We start from the raw sequence: 12,710 nt of genomic DNA, 5'->3' as shown, positions 1-12,710 counted from the left end.
TGCCCTGGGGGACAGACAGCGTGGCTGACATCGTGATCGACATTGCCGGCGAGCTTTTCAACGCCACCTTCCAGGAGGCCGACGCGCCCAAGACCTGCGCGCGCTTTCGCGAATTGCTGCCCTTCAGCGACCGCATCATCCATGTCCGCTGGAGCGGCGAGGCCTGCTGGATCCCGATGGGCGAACGCGACCTCGGCCTCGGCTTCGAGAACGCCACGAGCCATCCGGCGCCGGGCCAGGTCATCGTCTATCCGGGCGGCGTGTCGGAGACGGAGATCCTGATCGCCTATGGCCCCTGCTGCTTTTCCAGCAAGGCCGGGCAGCTTGCGGGGAACCACTTCCTGACCATCACCGAGGGGCTGGACCGGCTGGCGAAGATCGGGCGGTCGGTGCTGTGGGACGGGAACAAGGCGATTACCTTCCGGGCGGGGTGAAAAGATCGGAGGGCGCTGCCCCCCGAACCCCCCGGCAGGAACCTGATGTTCCTGCACCTCCCCCGATTCATGTGATCTGGAAACGACGGCGGATGGCGAGGCCGGCAAGGAAGATCGTCGTGAGGGCAAGGACAGATTCGAACGTGGTGAGCAAGGGGACATGTGCGAGGTGCCATCGCTTGCCGTCCGGCCCCTCGATCAGTTCGCCGTCTCGTGCCAGCGCCTCCTCATCCTTCGGATCACCTGTTGTGGCGTCACGTAGCCAGTAGTCTCGAAGGGTTTGCTCGCCACGCCGCCCAGCAAGGATCGTGTTGCCCGACTCCCCAACCGGCTTGCTGGCCAGCCCGTCCCAGGACCAACCCGCTTCCCACCAGTCCTCCCACCAGTCCTCCCACCAGTCCTCCCACCACTTCGCCCGCAGTTCCGCCTGACCCGCCGTCACCCTTCGCAGTGGCATGACGCTATCCATTCCGTTCCCGGACACAAGGCGCTGCTCCCGTGGAAGGTCCAGGAAACTCTCAGTTTCCTGGTGGGAGGGGGTGGGAGGGCGACGCCCTCCCACCGAGCCGCGCGAGTTTGTTCGCGGCATGAAAGGCGGGTGCAGAGGGGGCAGTCGCGGATCGGAGCATCGGGCATAAGCGCAGCATCAAGAGGGGCTGGCCATGCGAAGCGACATGATCCTGGTGGCCCTCGGCGCCAACCTCCCCGGGCCGGATGGCGCGCCCCCCGCCGTCACCCTCACCCGCGCCGTCGCGGCGCTGGAGGCGCTGCCCGGCCTGCGCCGCGTCACCCTCTCCCGCTTCTGGCAAACCCCCTCCGAGCCGCCCGGCAGCCCGGATTACGTGAATGCCGTCCTCCGCCTGGCGGGGGAGGTGGAGCCCGTGGCCCTCTTGGCCGCCACCCAGGCGATCGAGGCGGCGGCCGGCCGAATCCGCCCCTGGCTCAACGCGCCCCGGACGCTGGACCTGGATCTGATCGCGATCGGCGATCTGCTCCGCGCAGCGCCCGACCCGATCCTGCCGCATCCCCGCGCGCATCTGCGCCGCTTCGTCCTGGTGCCCCTGGCCGAGGTCGCGCCCGACTGGCGCCACCCCGTCACCGGCGCGACGGCGGCGGAGATGCTGGCGCTGCTCGCCCCGGTCGCCATGCGCCCCCTGGTGGTGTAAGCCGGGGCCGAGAATGAATCCGTGAACGAAGCGCGAACATCATATGCCCGATGACCTGATCCCCCGCACCGACGGCATTCGCGAGACTCCGCTCGCCGAGGCACTGAGCGAGCGCTACCTCGCCTATGCCCTCTCCACCATCACCGCGCGCTCGCTGCCGGATGTGCGCGACGGGCTGAAGCCCGTGCATCGGCGGCTGCTCTGGGCGATGCATCAGCTCAAGCTCGACCCCAACACCGGCTTCAAGAAATGCGCCCGCATCGTCGGCGACGTGATGGGCAAATACCATCCGCATGGCGACAGCTCGATCTACGATGCCATGGTCCGCCTCGCCCAGGATTTCGCCGCCCGCTACATGCTGGTCGAGGGCCAGGGCAACTTCGGCAATATCGACGGCGATAACCCCGCGGCCATGCGCTACACCGAGGCGCGGCTGACCGAGGTCGCGGCCGCGATGCTCGACGGCATCGACCAGGATGCGGTGGATTTCCGCGCCACCTATGATGGCGAGGAACAGGAACCGCTGGTCCTGCCCTCGGGTTTTCCGAACCTGCTGGCCAATGGCTCGAACGGCATCGCGGTCGGCATGGCGACCTCCATCCCGCCACACAACGCCGGCGAGCTTCTGGCCGCGGCGCTGGTGCTGGTGAAGACCCCCGATGCCCCGCTCGACGCGCTGCTGGAGCACATCCAAGGCCCCGATTTCCCGACCGGCGGGCTGCTGGTGGAATCCAAGGAGTCGATGCGCGAGGCCTATGCCACCGGCCGCGGCGGCTTCCGGCTGCGCGCGCGCTGGGCGGTGGAGCGCGGCAAGAACGGGTTGTGGTCCATCGTCGTCACCGAGATCCCCTACCAGGTGCAAAAGTCGCGGCTGGTCGAGCAGATCGCGGCGCTGCTGGAGGAGAAGAAGCTCCCGCTGCTCGCCGATCTGCGCGACGAGAGCACCGACAAGGTGCGGCTGGTGTTCGAGCCCCGCTCCCGCACCATCGAGCCCGCGCATCTGATGGAAAGCCTGTTCCGCGCGACCGCGCTGGAAAGCCGGCTGTCGCTGAACATGAACGTGCTGGATGCCAGCCGCATCCCGCGCGTCATGGGGCTGAAGGAGGTGCTGCGCGCCTGGCTCGACCATCGCCAGGTCGTGCTGGTCCGGCGCAGCCAGTACCGGCTCTCGGCGATCGAGCGGCGGCTGGAGATCCTGGCCGGCATGCTCATCGCCTATCTCAACCTCGATGAGGTGATCCGCATCATCCGCGAGGAGGACGAGCCCAAGGCGCAGTTGATGCGCACCTTCTCCCTCTCCGACATCCAGGCCGAAGCCATCCTGAACATGCGGCTGCGCTCCCTGCGCAAGCTGGAGGAGATGGAGATCAAGAAGGAGCACGAGAAGCTCTCGACCGAGGGGGCGGCGCTGCGGTCCCTGCTCGAAGACCCGAAGAAGCAGTGGCAGAAGATCGGCCGCGAGATCGAGGCGACGCGCAAAGCCTTCGGCGAGACCACCGAGATCGGCCGCCGCCGCACCGACATCGGCGACCTGCCCGATCCGGTCGTGCTGGACGAGGGCGCCTTCATCGAGCGCGAGGCGATCACCGTCATCCTCTCCGAGAAGGGCTGGATCCGCGCCCAGAAGGGCACGCTGGCGCCGGATGCGGAGGTGAAGGTCAAGGACGGCGACCGGGTGCAGATCCTGGTGCCCTGCGAGACCACGGACCGCCTCACCCTCTTCGCCACCAACGGCCGCGCCTATACCATCAAGGCCGATACCATCCCGCGCGGGCGCGGCGACGGGCAGCCGGTGCGGCTGCTGCTGGACCTCGCGCAGGAGGATTCGGTGGTCACGTTCTTCGTCTGGAAGCCAGGCGAGACCTTCCTGCTGGCGCGGCAGGACGGGCGCGGCTTCCTCACCGGCTCCGAGGATTTGCTGGCCGAGAAGCGCACCGGCAAGACGCTGCTGAATGTCGATCCCGGGGTGGAGGCGTCGCTCTGCCTGCGGCTTGGCGATGCCGACCACCTCGCGGTGATCGGCGAGAACCGCAAGATGCTCGCCTTCCCGCTGGAGCAGGTGCCGCGGATGCAGCGCGGCGCGGGGGTGCGGTTGCAGGCCTACAAGGATGGCGGGATGGCGGATGCCAAGGCCTTCCGCCTCGCCGATGGGCTGTCCTGGAAGCTCGGGGAAAAGCTGCGGGTGGAACGGGATCTGACCAACTGGCTGGGCGCGCGCGGCAGCGCGGGGCGGATGCCGCCGAGCGGGTTCCCGAAGAGTGGGAAGTTCGGGGGGTAAAGAAAAGCCAGGGGCCAGCCCCTGGAACCCCGCTGGGGCCTGAGGCCCCAGACCCCCCTAGTGCTGCCGCGATAGGAAATGGGCGAGGGCAAGCAACTCGTCATCCGAGAGGCGGTAGAGCACGCCAGCTCGCTGCCGCCGAGCGTGAGGACTTAGATCGTAATATACGTTACGTAATCGGCCTCACCGGGTGAAATCGCCCCGCGGCGAACAGGCCTCGGCCACCGCCAGCGCCAGCCGGTACAGCCTGCGCGCGGTCAGCCCGGCGCCCGGCACGGCCGCCGCGATATGCTTCACCCCGGGCATGGCGCCGAGCGCGTAATCCGCCGCCGAAGCCGCCGCCACATCCACCGCCGCGACCCCGAGGGCGGTATGCGCGACCCGCCGCAACAGCCCGATGGTGACGCTGAGCCCCGGCCGCAGCCCGTGGATCGCCGCGACCTCGCGCAGCAGCACCAGCCCCCGCACCCCCGCGACCAGCCCGTCCAGCGCCGGGGAGGGCGCGATGGCGACCAGCGCCGCGCCCTGCAACCCGGCCCGTTCGCCGGCGCGCCTGGACTGCTCTTGCAGCGGCGCGATGGCGCGGTGGTCGAGCATGGCGCGCAGCTCCGCGATGCTGGTGCAGTCCAGCAGCGCCTGGCGGGTGATCGCCACCTCTGGCAGCCGGGCCCCGAGCAGATCCAGCCAGTCGATCGCCGCCGCCCGCGCGGTCTCCAGCGGCATCGCGGGATCGGTCAGCGCGAGGCGCAGCCCATCGACCAGCCGCAGCCGGCGCCATGCCCGCAGCTCCATCCCCGCCCCGGCGCCGAGGGCCAGCACCGCCGCCGCCTGCACGCCCAAGGTGACGAAGCCGAGCGTGGGCGAGCGCGCCATCTGGTCCATGGCGAAGCCGATCATCGACATCACCAGGCTGCCGCCGAGCAGCAGGCACAGCCCGCCCGCGATCCAGCCCAGCGCGCCGACCCCGGTCGCGGGCGGTGCGGTGCTCGCGGGGCTCCAGTCCGGCGCGGCGGGGGCGGGCGTCGTGGTCTCGACAAAGCCCGGCTCCAGCACCGGCTCGCGCTGCGGTGGCGGCGGCTCATCGGAAAAACCGGGGCGGAAGCCGCTCACAGCCGGTCCCCGATCACATCGGCGAGCAGCGTGTCGAGCCCCAGATGCGGCACCCCTGTCGCCCCGCTCGGGTCGATCGAGGGTGGGGTGAAGATCGGCAGCCGAAAACTGCGGCCGGACCAGAAGCCGGCGGGCGGCTGGCGGATCGGCACGCTGCCGACGCGATAGGCGCGCGGGGCGGCCTCGCCCAGCACCCGGCCCCAGACCACATCCTCGCGCTGCCCATCCGGCCGGTCGGCCCAGCCATCGGTGGTGGAGACGATGGCGGCCGCGACATGGAAGCTCGCCCCCGCCACCGGCCCGGCCCCCGATCCGGCCCCCGACTCCGCCATGCTCTTCAGCAATTCGCGCAGATTGGCGCGTTCCAATTCCGGCACGTGGTCGGCCTTGGTCGCGACGAAGGCGACTTGCGCCGCCCGCCCGAACCAGCGCCCGCCGCCGAGCGCAGCGCCGATGGCGGCGATGGCGCGCTCGGTGTCCTCGAAGGCGGCGCGGCCGGCGGCGAGCGCCCCCAGCACATCGACCAGCACGATGCGGCGGTCGAAGCCGCGCAAGGCCTCAAGCCGGGAGCGCATGTCGGCGCGATAGGCCTCGAAGCGCCGGCTCATCAGCGCGATCATGGAGCCTGGGCCACCCGCGCCCTCGATCGGGAAGAACCACAGGAAGGGCTGCTCCACCCCCGGCCCGGGGGCGAGGAACCGCCCAGGTTGCAGCCAGCGCAGCCCGTGCTCGGCCTGGGCGCGGGCCAGCGCCTCGCGGTAGAGGCGGTGGCCGCGGCGGACCAGCGCCTCCTCCGCCTGCCGGCGCCCGTCGATCTGGCCGAGGTAGTCGAGGAACGGCCGCGCCGCCTCCGCCCGTGGCGACTGGCGCAGCAAAGCGAGGGTCTCGCGCGACCACGCCGAAAAACCCTGGCCGAGCATCGGCAGGTCCAGCAGCCATTCGCCGGGGTAGTCGAGCAGCCGCAGCCGCAGCCGCCGCACGCCGACGAAGCCACGCATCTGGCCGAGCATGCCGCCGCGCGGGCCGATCTCCAGCTCCAGCGCGATCTCGGCCAGATGGTCGGTGCGGGCGGGCCAGTGCGGGCTGTCCCCGGCCAGATCCGCGAGCTTGGCGGCGATGTCGAAGGGCGGCGTCGCCCCCGCGCCCGGTGGCACCAGCCGCACCCCGCGCAGGCGTCCCCCGCCATGCCGGTCCAGCACCGCCTGCAACGCCGGCAGGGTCGCGCGGCCCTGCGCCATGGCCAGCAGGTTGGCGATCAGCGAGGTGAGGAACACCGTCTTGCCCGCGCCCGACAGCCCGGTGATGGCGAGGCGGATATCCTCCTCGTTCAGCGCGCGATCCACCACCGACAGCCCCCGCGTCGCGGAGGCCAGGGCCCAGTCCCGCAAACCCGTTACAGCAGTGGCCATGGGAGCGTCCGGCTCACCCGCCCGGCACGGAGGTCAGCGGGGTCAGCCGGCGCAGGGCCTCCTCGGCCAGGCTGGCGCCAGCCTCGGCGGGCGGCCGGTAGAGCCGCCATTCGCCGGCGATCAGCACCTCGGCGGGGTGGAAACCGGCCTTGTAGGCCATCTTCCGGCTCTGCGGCACCCAATAGCCGAGATAGACGTAAGGCAGCCGCGCCGTCCGCGCGCGCTCCACCAGCCACAGGATCGCCTGGGTGCCCAGCGAGCGGCGGGCCTCGGCGGGCTCGAAGAAGGAATAGACCGCCGACAGCCCATCCGAGAGCCAGTCGGTCAGGCAGGCCATCATCAACCGGCCGGAGCCGTCGCGGAATTCCACCACGCCGGTGGTGATGGGCGTGTCCTCGACCATGGCGCGGTAGTCGTAGAACCCCATGGCCGCCATGTCGCCATCCTCGTGCCGCGCCTGCTGGTAGCGCTGGAACAGGGCGAATTGCTCGGCCGTGGCCCGCGCCGGGCGTTCCTCGGCGACCAGATCCTGGTTCGCGGTGGCGATGCGGCGCTGGGTGCGGCTCGGCCGGAAGCGCTCGGCGGGGATGCGGATCGGCACGCAGGCCTGGCAGCCGGGGCAGACCGGGGCATAGGCGATGTTGTGGCTGCGGCGGAAGCCGGCGCGGGAGAGGCGGTCGTGCAGCGCCTCGCCATCCGGGCCGGCCAGTTCGGTCACGATTTTCCGCTCCGTCCGTCCGGCCAGATACGGGCAGGGCAGGGGCGCGGTCGTATAGAAGAACTGCGGGCGGCGGGGCGTGCGAGGCAACATCGTACCCTAGTGTCGCGGTGCCGGGCCCGGGGATCAAGGCTCCGCTCGGCCCCACTTTGCCCAAATGCGGAAAATTGGCGCGCGGGTGTCGCCAGGACGTGACCGCGACCGCCGTTGACCCGGCGGGCATCCCGCTGCTAGCGCCAGGACATGAGCCAGACGTCATCCGGGGAATCCGGCCTCTCAGTCTATGTGGCCGGTTTGGAGGTCGCCTGTCGCGACGATGCCACCCCGGTGCCCTATTTCGGGACTGGCTGGCACCCGCCTGAAGTCGATTTCGCCTGGATGGATGGGCGGGAGGCCGAGCTGGTCTTCCTGCTGCGCCTGCCCGACCGGCCGCTGCGCCTGCGGCTCGACCTCGTGCCCTTCCAGCCGGACCGCGTCGCGCAGACCGTCGAGGTCTTCCTCAACGGGCTGCGCCTCGGCTTCCGCGAGGTTCCGGCCTCCGGCAGCGTCACCTTCCCGGTGCCGGTCGAGGCGCTGCGCGGCCGCGTCTGCCGCATCGCCCTGCATTGCGCGACCGCGGTGCCCGGCACCGAGATGGGGCTGGAGGATACCCGCCGGCTCGGCCTCGCCTTGCGCGGCTGGGTCCTGGAGCCGGCGTGACCGCTGCCCCGCCGTCCAGCCTGTTCTCCCTGCCGGGCGAATGGGTCGCGGCGGATGGCAGCCCCCGCCCGCCGCTGCGCCCCGGCCGCATCGGCGTGATCCTGCCGGGCGGGCCGGAGGCGGCCCTCGCCGCGGAACCCGCGCTGACCCGGCTGCGGCGCCTGTTCCCCGAGGCCCGGATCGCGGTGCTGGCGGCGGCCGGAACGGCGGCGATGGCGCGGCTGCTCGGGCTCGCCGATACCACCCCCACTTGGCCGGATGCGGCGCTCGATCCCTTCGACCTGCTGATCGACCTGCGCGTCACCCCCGGCGATCCCGCCGATCTGCCGGATGCCCATGTGATCGCGGGCATCGGTGAGGGACCGCATCTGGCGGTGGCCGTGCCCTATCCCGGCACCAGCCCATTGCCGTCCACGCGCTGCGGCCTGCCGGCGCTGGCCGGGGAGGCCCTGGGCAGCACCCCGGCCGGGCTGGAGCTGAGCCTGGAGGCCGAGGCGCCGCATAGCCCGGTCTCGGCCGGGCGCGGCGATGATGACCGCGCGCTGGGCTTCGGCCTGCTGGGCGTCAGCCTGACCGACCTCGGCGCCCCCGAAACCGATGCGCTGGCCTGGGAGGCCGAGGCCGTGGGCGGGCTGCTCGGCCCCGGCTGGTACCCGATCGAGCCCTGGGGCACCTGGTCCGGCGCGGCGCTGGGGGTATTGCGCCTGCCGCTGCCCCCCGCGGCGGTCGGCCCCTTCGAGGTGCGGCTGCGGCTGCGCGGCTTCGTGCATGCCGCGGCCCCCGAGGGCATGGGCGTGCTGCGCGCGACGGGCGCCGCGCCGGTCCCGGTGCGCGCGACCCTGGCCCAATCCGAATTCGAGGCCCTGATCACCCTGCCGCCGCCCATGCCGGTCCTGGGGCTCTCGGCCGGGCCGCTGCGGCTGCCGGAAGGCGGCGGGCGGCTGCGGCTGCGGCTGCGGGCGGCGGGGCCGATCGCGGGGCGGATGCTGCGGCTGAGCCTGCGGCCGCCGGTGGGCCGCCAGTCGCTCGCCAGCCTGGACTGGCCGCTCGACATCGCCGCGGCCGGGGTGCTGGAGCTGGATATGGCGCTGCCGGAGGCGCCGGAGGCGATGCTGGAATTGGCGCTCGACGGCCCGCCCGCCTCGGCGCTGGTGATCGAGGGGGTGGAGCTGCGCGGCCAACCCGCCACGGATGGCGGGGCGCCGGCGGTGCCGGCCGTGCTCGGCGCCTGGTCGCTGCTGGTCGAGGGCTGTGCCGCCCTGTCCCTGGCCGCCAGCCCGCCGCCGCTGCACCTGGCCGCGCCGCGCGAGGCACGGCCGGGCTACGAGGCCGCCCGGGCCGCGGGCGACGCGGGTGCGGTGGTGGTGGCGCTGCTGCCCTATGCCGGCTGGCCGGCCGAGGCCTGGGCCGAGCTGGCGACGGGGCTCAAGGCCGTGCCGGGCGTCTGGCTGATGCGCCCCGCGCCGGAGCAGGCGGCCGGCGCGCTCGCCGCCCTCCTCAGCCAGGCGGATCTGGTCGTCGGCGATGGCGGGCTGGCGCTGGCGCTGGCCGCGCGGTCGGGGCTGCGCTGCCTCGCGGTGCTGGCGCCGGGGTCGGCGGCGCCGTCGGGGCCCAACCTGTCCTGGGTCCGCGCCGCGCCGGGGGCCGTGGTGGCACCCGGCGAGGTGCTGGCCCTGCTCGCACCCGAGATCGCGCTACGGCGCCAGCAGCGAAGCTGATCCCCGCTTCGGCCGCGGCCGAGGCATCCGCCCGGCCGGGACGTTACCCTGCCGCCCGACAGTGCCAGGAGCCCGACCATGCCGAACCGCCGCCAGTCCACGACCGCGCCATGATCGCCGTTATCTTCGAGGTCCGCCCCGCCGAGGGCCAGCGGCAACGCTACCTCGCGCTCGCGGCGGCGCTGCGCTCCGAGCTTGCGGAGATCGACGGCTTCCTCTCGGTCGAACGCTTCGAGAGCCTCACCGATCCGGGCAAAATGCTGTCGCTGTCCTTCTGGCGGGATGAGGCGTCGGTGCGCGCCTGGCGGAACCTGCCCGCGCATCGCGCCACCCAGGCCTTGGGTCGGGGCGGCGTCTTCGCGGAGTACCGGCTACGCATCGCCACCGTTTCGCGGGACTACGGGCTTGAGGATCGCGCCGAAGCCCCTGCCGACAGCCGGGAGGCGTATCCGGAACAATAAGGCAGCCCGGCCATTCTCGCCCACACGTTACCCTATTCTTGCCGGAAAAGGCGCCTCTGCTGCGTTCTCCCTCCCACAAAGGAATCGCGCAGTGGATCGTCGTCGTTTGCTCTTCACCGGCCTCGCGGGCGTCCTCGCGGCCGCCTTCGCGGTCGCCCCGGCGGCTGAGGCGCTGACATTGTCAGCCCATCCGGCACCGGAGCCGCTGCGCGCCGACACCCTGCCGCCCGAGCCGTTGCGGGCCGAGCCGTTGCAGGCCGAGCCCGCCCAGTACCGCCCGCCGCCGCCGCGCGGCCGCCGGCGCTGCTGGACCGAGCAGCGCCGCGTCGCCTTCCGCGACCGCTACGGCCGCATCAGGCACCGCATCGTCCAGCGCCGGGTCTGCCGCTGACCCCGCGTCACTTCCCGATGGTATCGAGCCGCCCCGCCACCCATTCGGCGGTGCGGTCCGACCAATAGCCGGACAGCGGATGCCCGGATTGCCCGGTGGCGATCACCGCCCAGGCGCCATCCGGGGTGGAGAGATCGGCGACAAAACGCAGCCCAGCGCCATGCACATGCGCGAAGCCGGCGCCATAGCCGCCGCGATTGATCGACTGCCCATCGCCGGGGGTCTCGACCTCGACCCGCGCCAAGGCGCCGAGCCACGGCACCAGCCGCAGGATGGGATGCTCGAACCGCGCGCGATGGACGCTGCCCCAGCGCCAGGCGGCGGGATCGGGGCCATGGGCGGCGGCGAGGTCGGCAATCGTCGCCTCGAAACTCGCCGTTGCCAGGGCGTCGCAGCCCGCCGGGCCGCACCAGCGCCCGGCGTGGCCATCGGCGCGCAGCAGCAGCCGCACGAATTCCGGGCTGGGTGACAGCACGTCCGGGCCCAGCCCCCGCGTGGCCAGCGCCGCCGCGCCGAAGCGCTGCCAGAAGGCGTTGACGATCAGCGGCTGCGCCCGGTCCACCGCCGCGGTGCCATCCCAGCCGATCAGCAGATCCCGCGCGACGCCCGCCCGCCCCTCCGGGCGGGGCAGGGAGACCAGCAGCGCCGTTGCCTCCTGCGCCAGCCCGCTGACCGCATCGGTCTGCATCGCCGCGAAATCCAGGGGCGCATGCAGCCCCCGCTCGGCCAGCAGCGCGCGGATACGCGCCGCGCGCCAGCCGCCGAACCAATCCGCGCCGAGGAAGGCGGGATGTCCGGGCGGGGAGGGCCGGTCGTTCGCCGCGACGATCTGGTCGCTGTTCGGGCGCTGCACATGCGGCAGCGCATCGAAGGCGATCCAGCCGAGCCAATCCCCGCTCCCCGATGCGCCATCCGCCGGCAGGCGCCCATCGCCACCACGGCGGATCGGGTAGCGCCCGGTCAGGAACATCGCGAGGCCGCCCGTGGTATCGGCGACCACGAGGCTCTGCGGCGGGCTGCTGATCAGCCCCGCCGCGGCCCGCGCCCCCGCGATGTCGCGCGCCTGGTTCAGCCGGTGCAGCCCGGCCGCGGCGGTATCGCCGGGGGCGAGGTTGGCCATGGCGACCGCCAGCACGGTGTCCTGCCCCGGCTGCGCATCGAGGTCGCTGATCACCGGCCCATGCCGGCTTTCGCGCACCAGCAGGATTTCCGGCGGCTGGCCGCGGATGTGGATCACCTCCTCCCGCGTATCGAAGGGGCGGGGGCCGTCCGGGGTCTGATAGGCGCCGGCGCCCACCAGGCGCTCGACGAAGACGTCCTGCACATCGCCATGGGTGGTGGTGAAGCCCCAGGCGAGATGCTCGTTCCGCCCGATCACCACGAAGGGCACGCCGGGCGCCGTGGCGCCCTGCAACACCCGCCCGCCCGGCAGCTCGATGCGGGCCAGATACCACAGGATCGGCGCCTGGAAGCCCAGATGCGGGTCCGACGCCAGCAGCGGCGCGCGGTTCACGCTGCGATCGGCGCCCACGGCCCAGGCGTTGGAGGCCGAGGAGGGCAAGGGCGCGGCCGGCAGCCGGTCATCCGGCAGCGCCCGCAGCAAGGCGGCGAGGCGCCCGGGCGCCAGCCGGGGGGCGGCGGCAAGGTCGGGCATGCCGGCGCCGCCATCGGGCGGCCAGAGGTCGGCCAGCGCCTCGGGCGGCAGCATCTCCGCCAGGCGCGCGCGCAGGATGTCCGACCGCCAATCGCCGGAGAGCCAGAGCCCCATCACCTTGCCCCAGAGCAGGGACTCCGCCGGCCGCCAGGGATCGGGGGCGCCGGAGAGCAGGAACTCGGGCGCCGCGAGCCGTCCGCGCGCCGAGATCCAGGCATTCACCCCGGCGGCATAGGCATCGAGCAGGCGGCGGGTTTCAGGCGGCAGCGTGTCCAGATCCGCCTCCGCCCGCTGCGCGAGGCCCAGGGTGCGGGTCAGCCGGTCCAGCCGCAGCGCGCCGGGGCCGACGAGTTCCGAAAGGCGGCCGGAGGCGCCGCGCCGCATCAGCTCCATCTGGAACAGCCGGTCGCGGGCATGCAGCCAGCCCATCGCCATGGCGGCATCCGCCTCGGTCTGCGCCATCACGCGGGGGATGCCGTGGCGGTCGAAGGCCAGCGCCACCGGGGCCGTCATGCCCGGCAAGGCGAGCCGGTCCGGCTGGCCGGGGATCGTGGCCCAGATCAGCCCGCCGAGGCCGAGCGCCAGCAACAGGACCAGCAGCAGCAGCCAGCGCAGCGCTTTGCCCAAGGGGCCGAGAAGGGTTCGCATGGGGCTCCGTTTCGCGACGCCGGG

12 protein-coding genes are annotated in these 12,710 nt (G+C 72.6%); 7 read left to right on the top strand and 5 right to left on the bottom strand.

Translation table 11 applies throughout. The annotated features are described in order from the left end of the window. Positions 1 to 20 precede the first annotated feature (20 nt). A complete protein-coding gene (locus tag C8P66_RS01935) occupies positions 21 to 434 on the top strand; it encodes a DUF3830 family protein (RefSeq protein WP_211313994.1) in 414 nt (137 codons plus the stop codon). Between the two features lie 67 nt (positions 435 to 501). Here C8P66_RS01935 and C8P66_RS01930 read toward each other — a convergent pair whose 3' ends face one another. Next, positions 502 to 903: a hypothetical protein gene (locus tag C8P66_RS01930; RefSeq protein WP_111396431.1), complete on the bottom strand. Its 402-nt coding sequence runs from the start codon at positions 901 to 903 to the stop codon at positions 502 to 504. 193 nt (positions 904 to 1,096) lie between these two features. Here C8P66_RS01930 and folK point away from each other — a divergent pair, with 193 nt between their 5' ends. Both folK and parC read left to right on the top strand, forming a co-directional pair. Continuing rightward, positions 1,097 to 1,600, top strand: coding sequence for a 2-amino-4-hydroxy-6-hydroxymethyldihydropteridine diphosphokinase (gene folK / locus C8P66_RS01925; protein ID WP_245903150.1), 504 nt, complete (start codon positions 1,097 to 1,099; stop codon positions 1,598 to 1,600). A 43-nt stretch (positions 1,601 to 1,643) separates the two neighbouring features. Then, a complete protein-coding gene (gene parC, locus C8P66_RS01920; protein WP_111396430.1) occupies positions 1,644 to 3,878 on the top strand; it encodes a DNA topoisomerase IV subunit A in 2,235 nt (744 codons plus the stop codon). A 183-nt stretch (positions 3,879 to 4,061) separates the two neighbouring features. On the opposite strand, the gene C8P66_RS01915 is transcribed toward parC, so the two are convergent. The 3 genes from C8P66_RS01915 to C8P66_RS01905 are packed head-to-tail and all read right to left on the bottom strand — an operon-like array spanning position 4,062 to position 7,208. After that, on the bottom strand, positions 4,062 to 4,988 hold the full coding sequence (locus C8P66_RS01915; protein ID WP_111396429.1) for a DUF697 domain-containing protein: 927 nt from the start codon (positions 4,986 to 4,988) through the stop codon (positions 4,062 to 4,064). Next, positions 4,985 to 6,397, bottom strand: a complete 1,413-nt coding sequence (locus C8P66_RS01910) for a YcjX family protein (protein WP_111396428.1) — start codon at positions 6,395 to 6,397, stop codon at positions 4,985 to 4,987. Before C8P66_RS01910 ends, C8P66_RS01915 begins: the two co-directional genes overlap by 4 nt. Positions 6,398 to 6,410: 13 nt before the next feature. Then, complete coding sequence (locus tag C8P66_RS01905; protein ID WP_111396427.1) at positions 6,411 to 7,208, bottom strand: arginyltransferase; 798 nt, start codon at positions 7,206 to 7,208, stop codon at positions 6,411 to 6,413. 150 nt (positions 7,209 to 7,358) lie between these two features. On the opposite strand from C8P66_RS01905, the gene C8P66_RS01900 reads away from it, so the two are divergent. From C8P66_RS01900 to C8P66_RS01885, 4 genes are all read left to right on the top strand, one after another. Next, the gene (locus C8P66_RS01900; RefSeq protein WP_111396426.1) at positions 7,359 to 7,814 is read left to right on the top strand and encodes a hypothetical protein; all 456 of its coding nucleotides are present in this window, start codon (positions 7,359 to 7,361) and stop codon (positions 7,812 to 7,814) included. Further along, positions 7,811 to 9,532: a hypothetical protein gene (locus C8P66_RS01895; RefSeq protein WP_111396425.1), complete on the top strand. Its 1,722-nt coding sequence runs from the start codon at positions 7,811 to 7,813 to the stop codon at positions 9,530 to 9,532. The genes C8P66_RS01900 and C8P66_RS01895 overlap by 4 nt, the downstream gene beginning before the upstream one ends. A 110-nt stretch (positions 9,533 to 9,642) precedes the next feature. Next, entirely contained in the window at positions 9,643 to 9,993 is a 351-nt protein-coding gene (locus tag C8P66_RS01890; protein WP_111396424.1) for an antibiotic biosynthesis monooxygenase family protein, read from the top strand. A 91-nt stretch (positions 9,994 to 10,084) separates the two neighbouring features. Next, a complete protein-coding gene (locus C8P66_RS01885; protein ID WP_146422664.1) occupies positions 10,085 to 10,384 on the top strand; it encodes a hypothetical protein in 300 nt (99 codons plus the stop codon). Between the two features lie 7 nt (positions 10,385 to 10,391). Here the strand turns inward: C8P66_RS01885 and C8P66_RS01880 are convergent, their stop codons facing one another. After that, positions 10,392 to 12,686 carry a penicillin acylase family protein gene (locus C8P66_RS01880; protein WP_111396422.1) on the bottom strand — a complete coding sequence of 765 codons (2,295 nt, stop codon included), beginning with the start codon at positions 12,684 to 12,686 and terminating at the stop codon, positions 10,392 to 10,394. Positions 12,687 to 12,710 lie beyond the last annotated feature (24 nt).

The sequence above is a fragment of the Humitalea rosea genome (genome assembly GCF_003253705.1).
GTDB lineage: Bacteria > Pseudomonadota > Alphaproteobacteria > Acetobacterales > Acetobacteraceae > Humitalea > Humitalea rosea.
Note: the sequence above shows the minus strand (reverse complement) of the source record. Positions and strands in the feature narration are given on the sequence as shown.

Excerpts from the sequence above, each read along its gene's own strand:
- C8P66_RS01930 (WP_111396431.1), bottom strand. The coding sequence starts at position 903 with ATGGATAGCGTCATGCCACTGCGAAGGGTGACGGCGGGTCAGGCGGAA.
- C8P66_RS01900 (WP_111396426.1), top strand. The coding sequence starts at position 7,359 with ATGAGCCAGACGTCATCCGGGGAATCCGGCCTCTCAGTCTATGTGGCC.
- C8P66_RS01890 (WP_111396424.1), top strand. The coding sequence starts at position 9,643 with ATGATCGCCGTTATCTTCGAGGTCCGCCCCGCCGAGGGCCAGCGGCAA.
- parC (WP_111396430.1), top strand. The coding sequence starts at position 1,644 with ATGCCCGATGACCTGATCCCCCGCACCGACGGCATTCGCGAGACTCCG.
- C8P66_RS01880 (WP_111396422.1), bottom strand. The coding sequence starts at position 12,686 with ATGCGAACCCTTCTCGGCCCCTTGGGCAAAGCGCTGCGCTGGCTGCTG.
- folK (WP_245903150.1), top strand. The coding sequence starts at position 1,097 with ATGCGAAGCGACATGATCCTGGTGGCCCTCGGCGCCAACCTCCCCGGG.
- C8P66_RS01905 (WP_111396427.1), bottom strand. The coding sequence starts at position 7,208 with ATGTTGCCTCGCACGCCCCGCCGCCCGCAGTTCTTCTATACGACCGCG.
- C8P66_RS01910 (WP_111396428.1), bottom strand. The coding sequence starts at position 6,397 with ATGGCCACTGCTGTAACGGGTTTGCGGGACTGGGCCCTGGCCTCCGCG.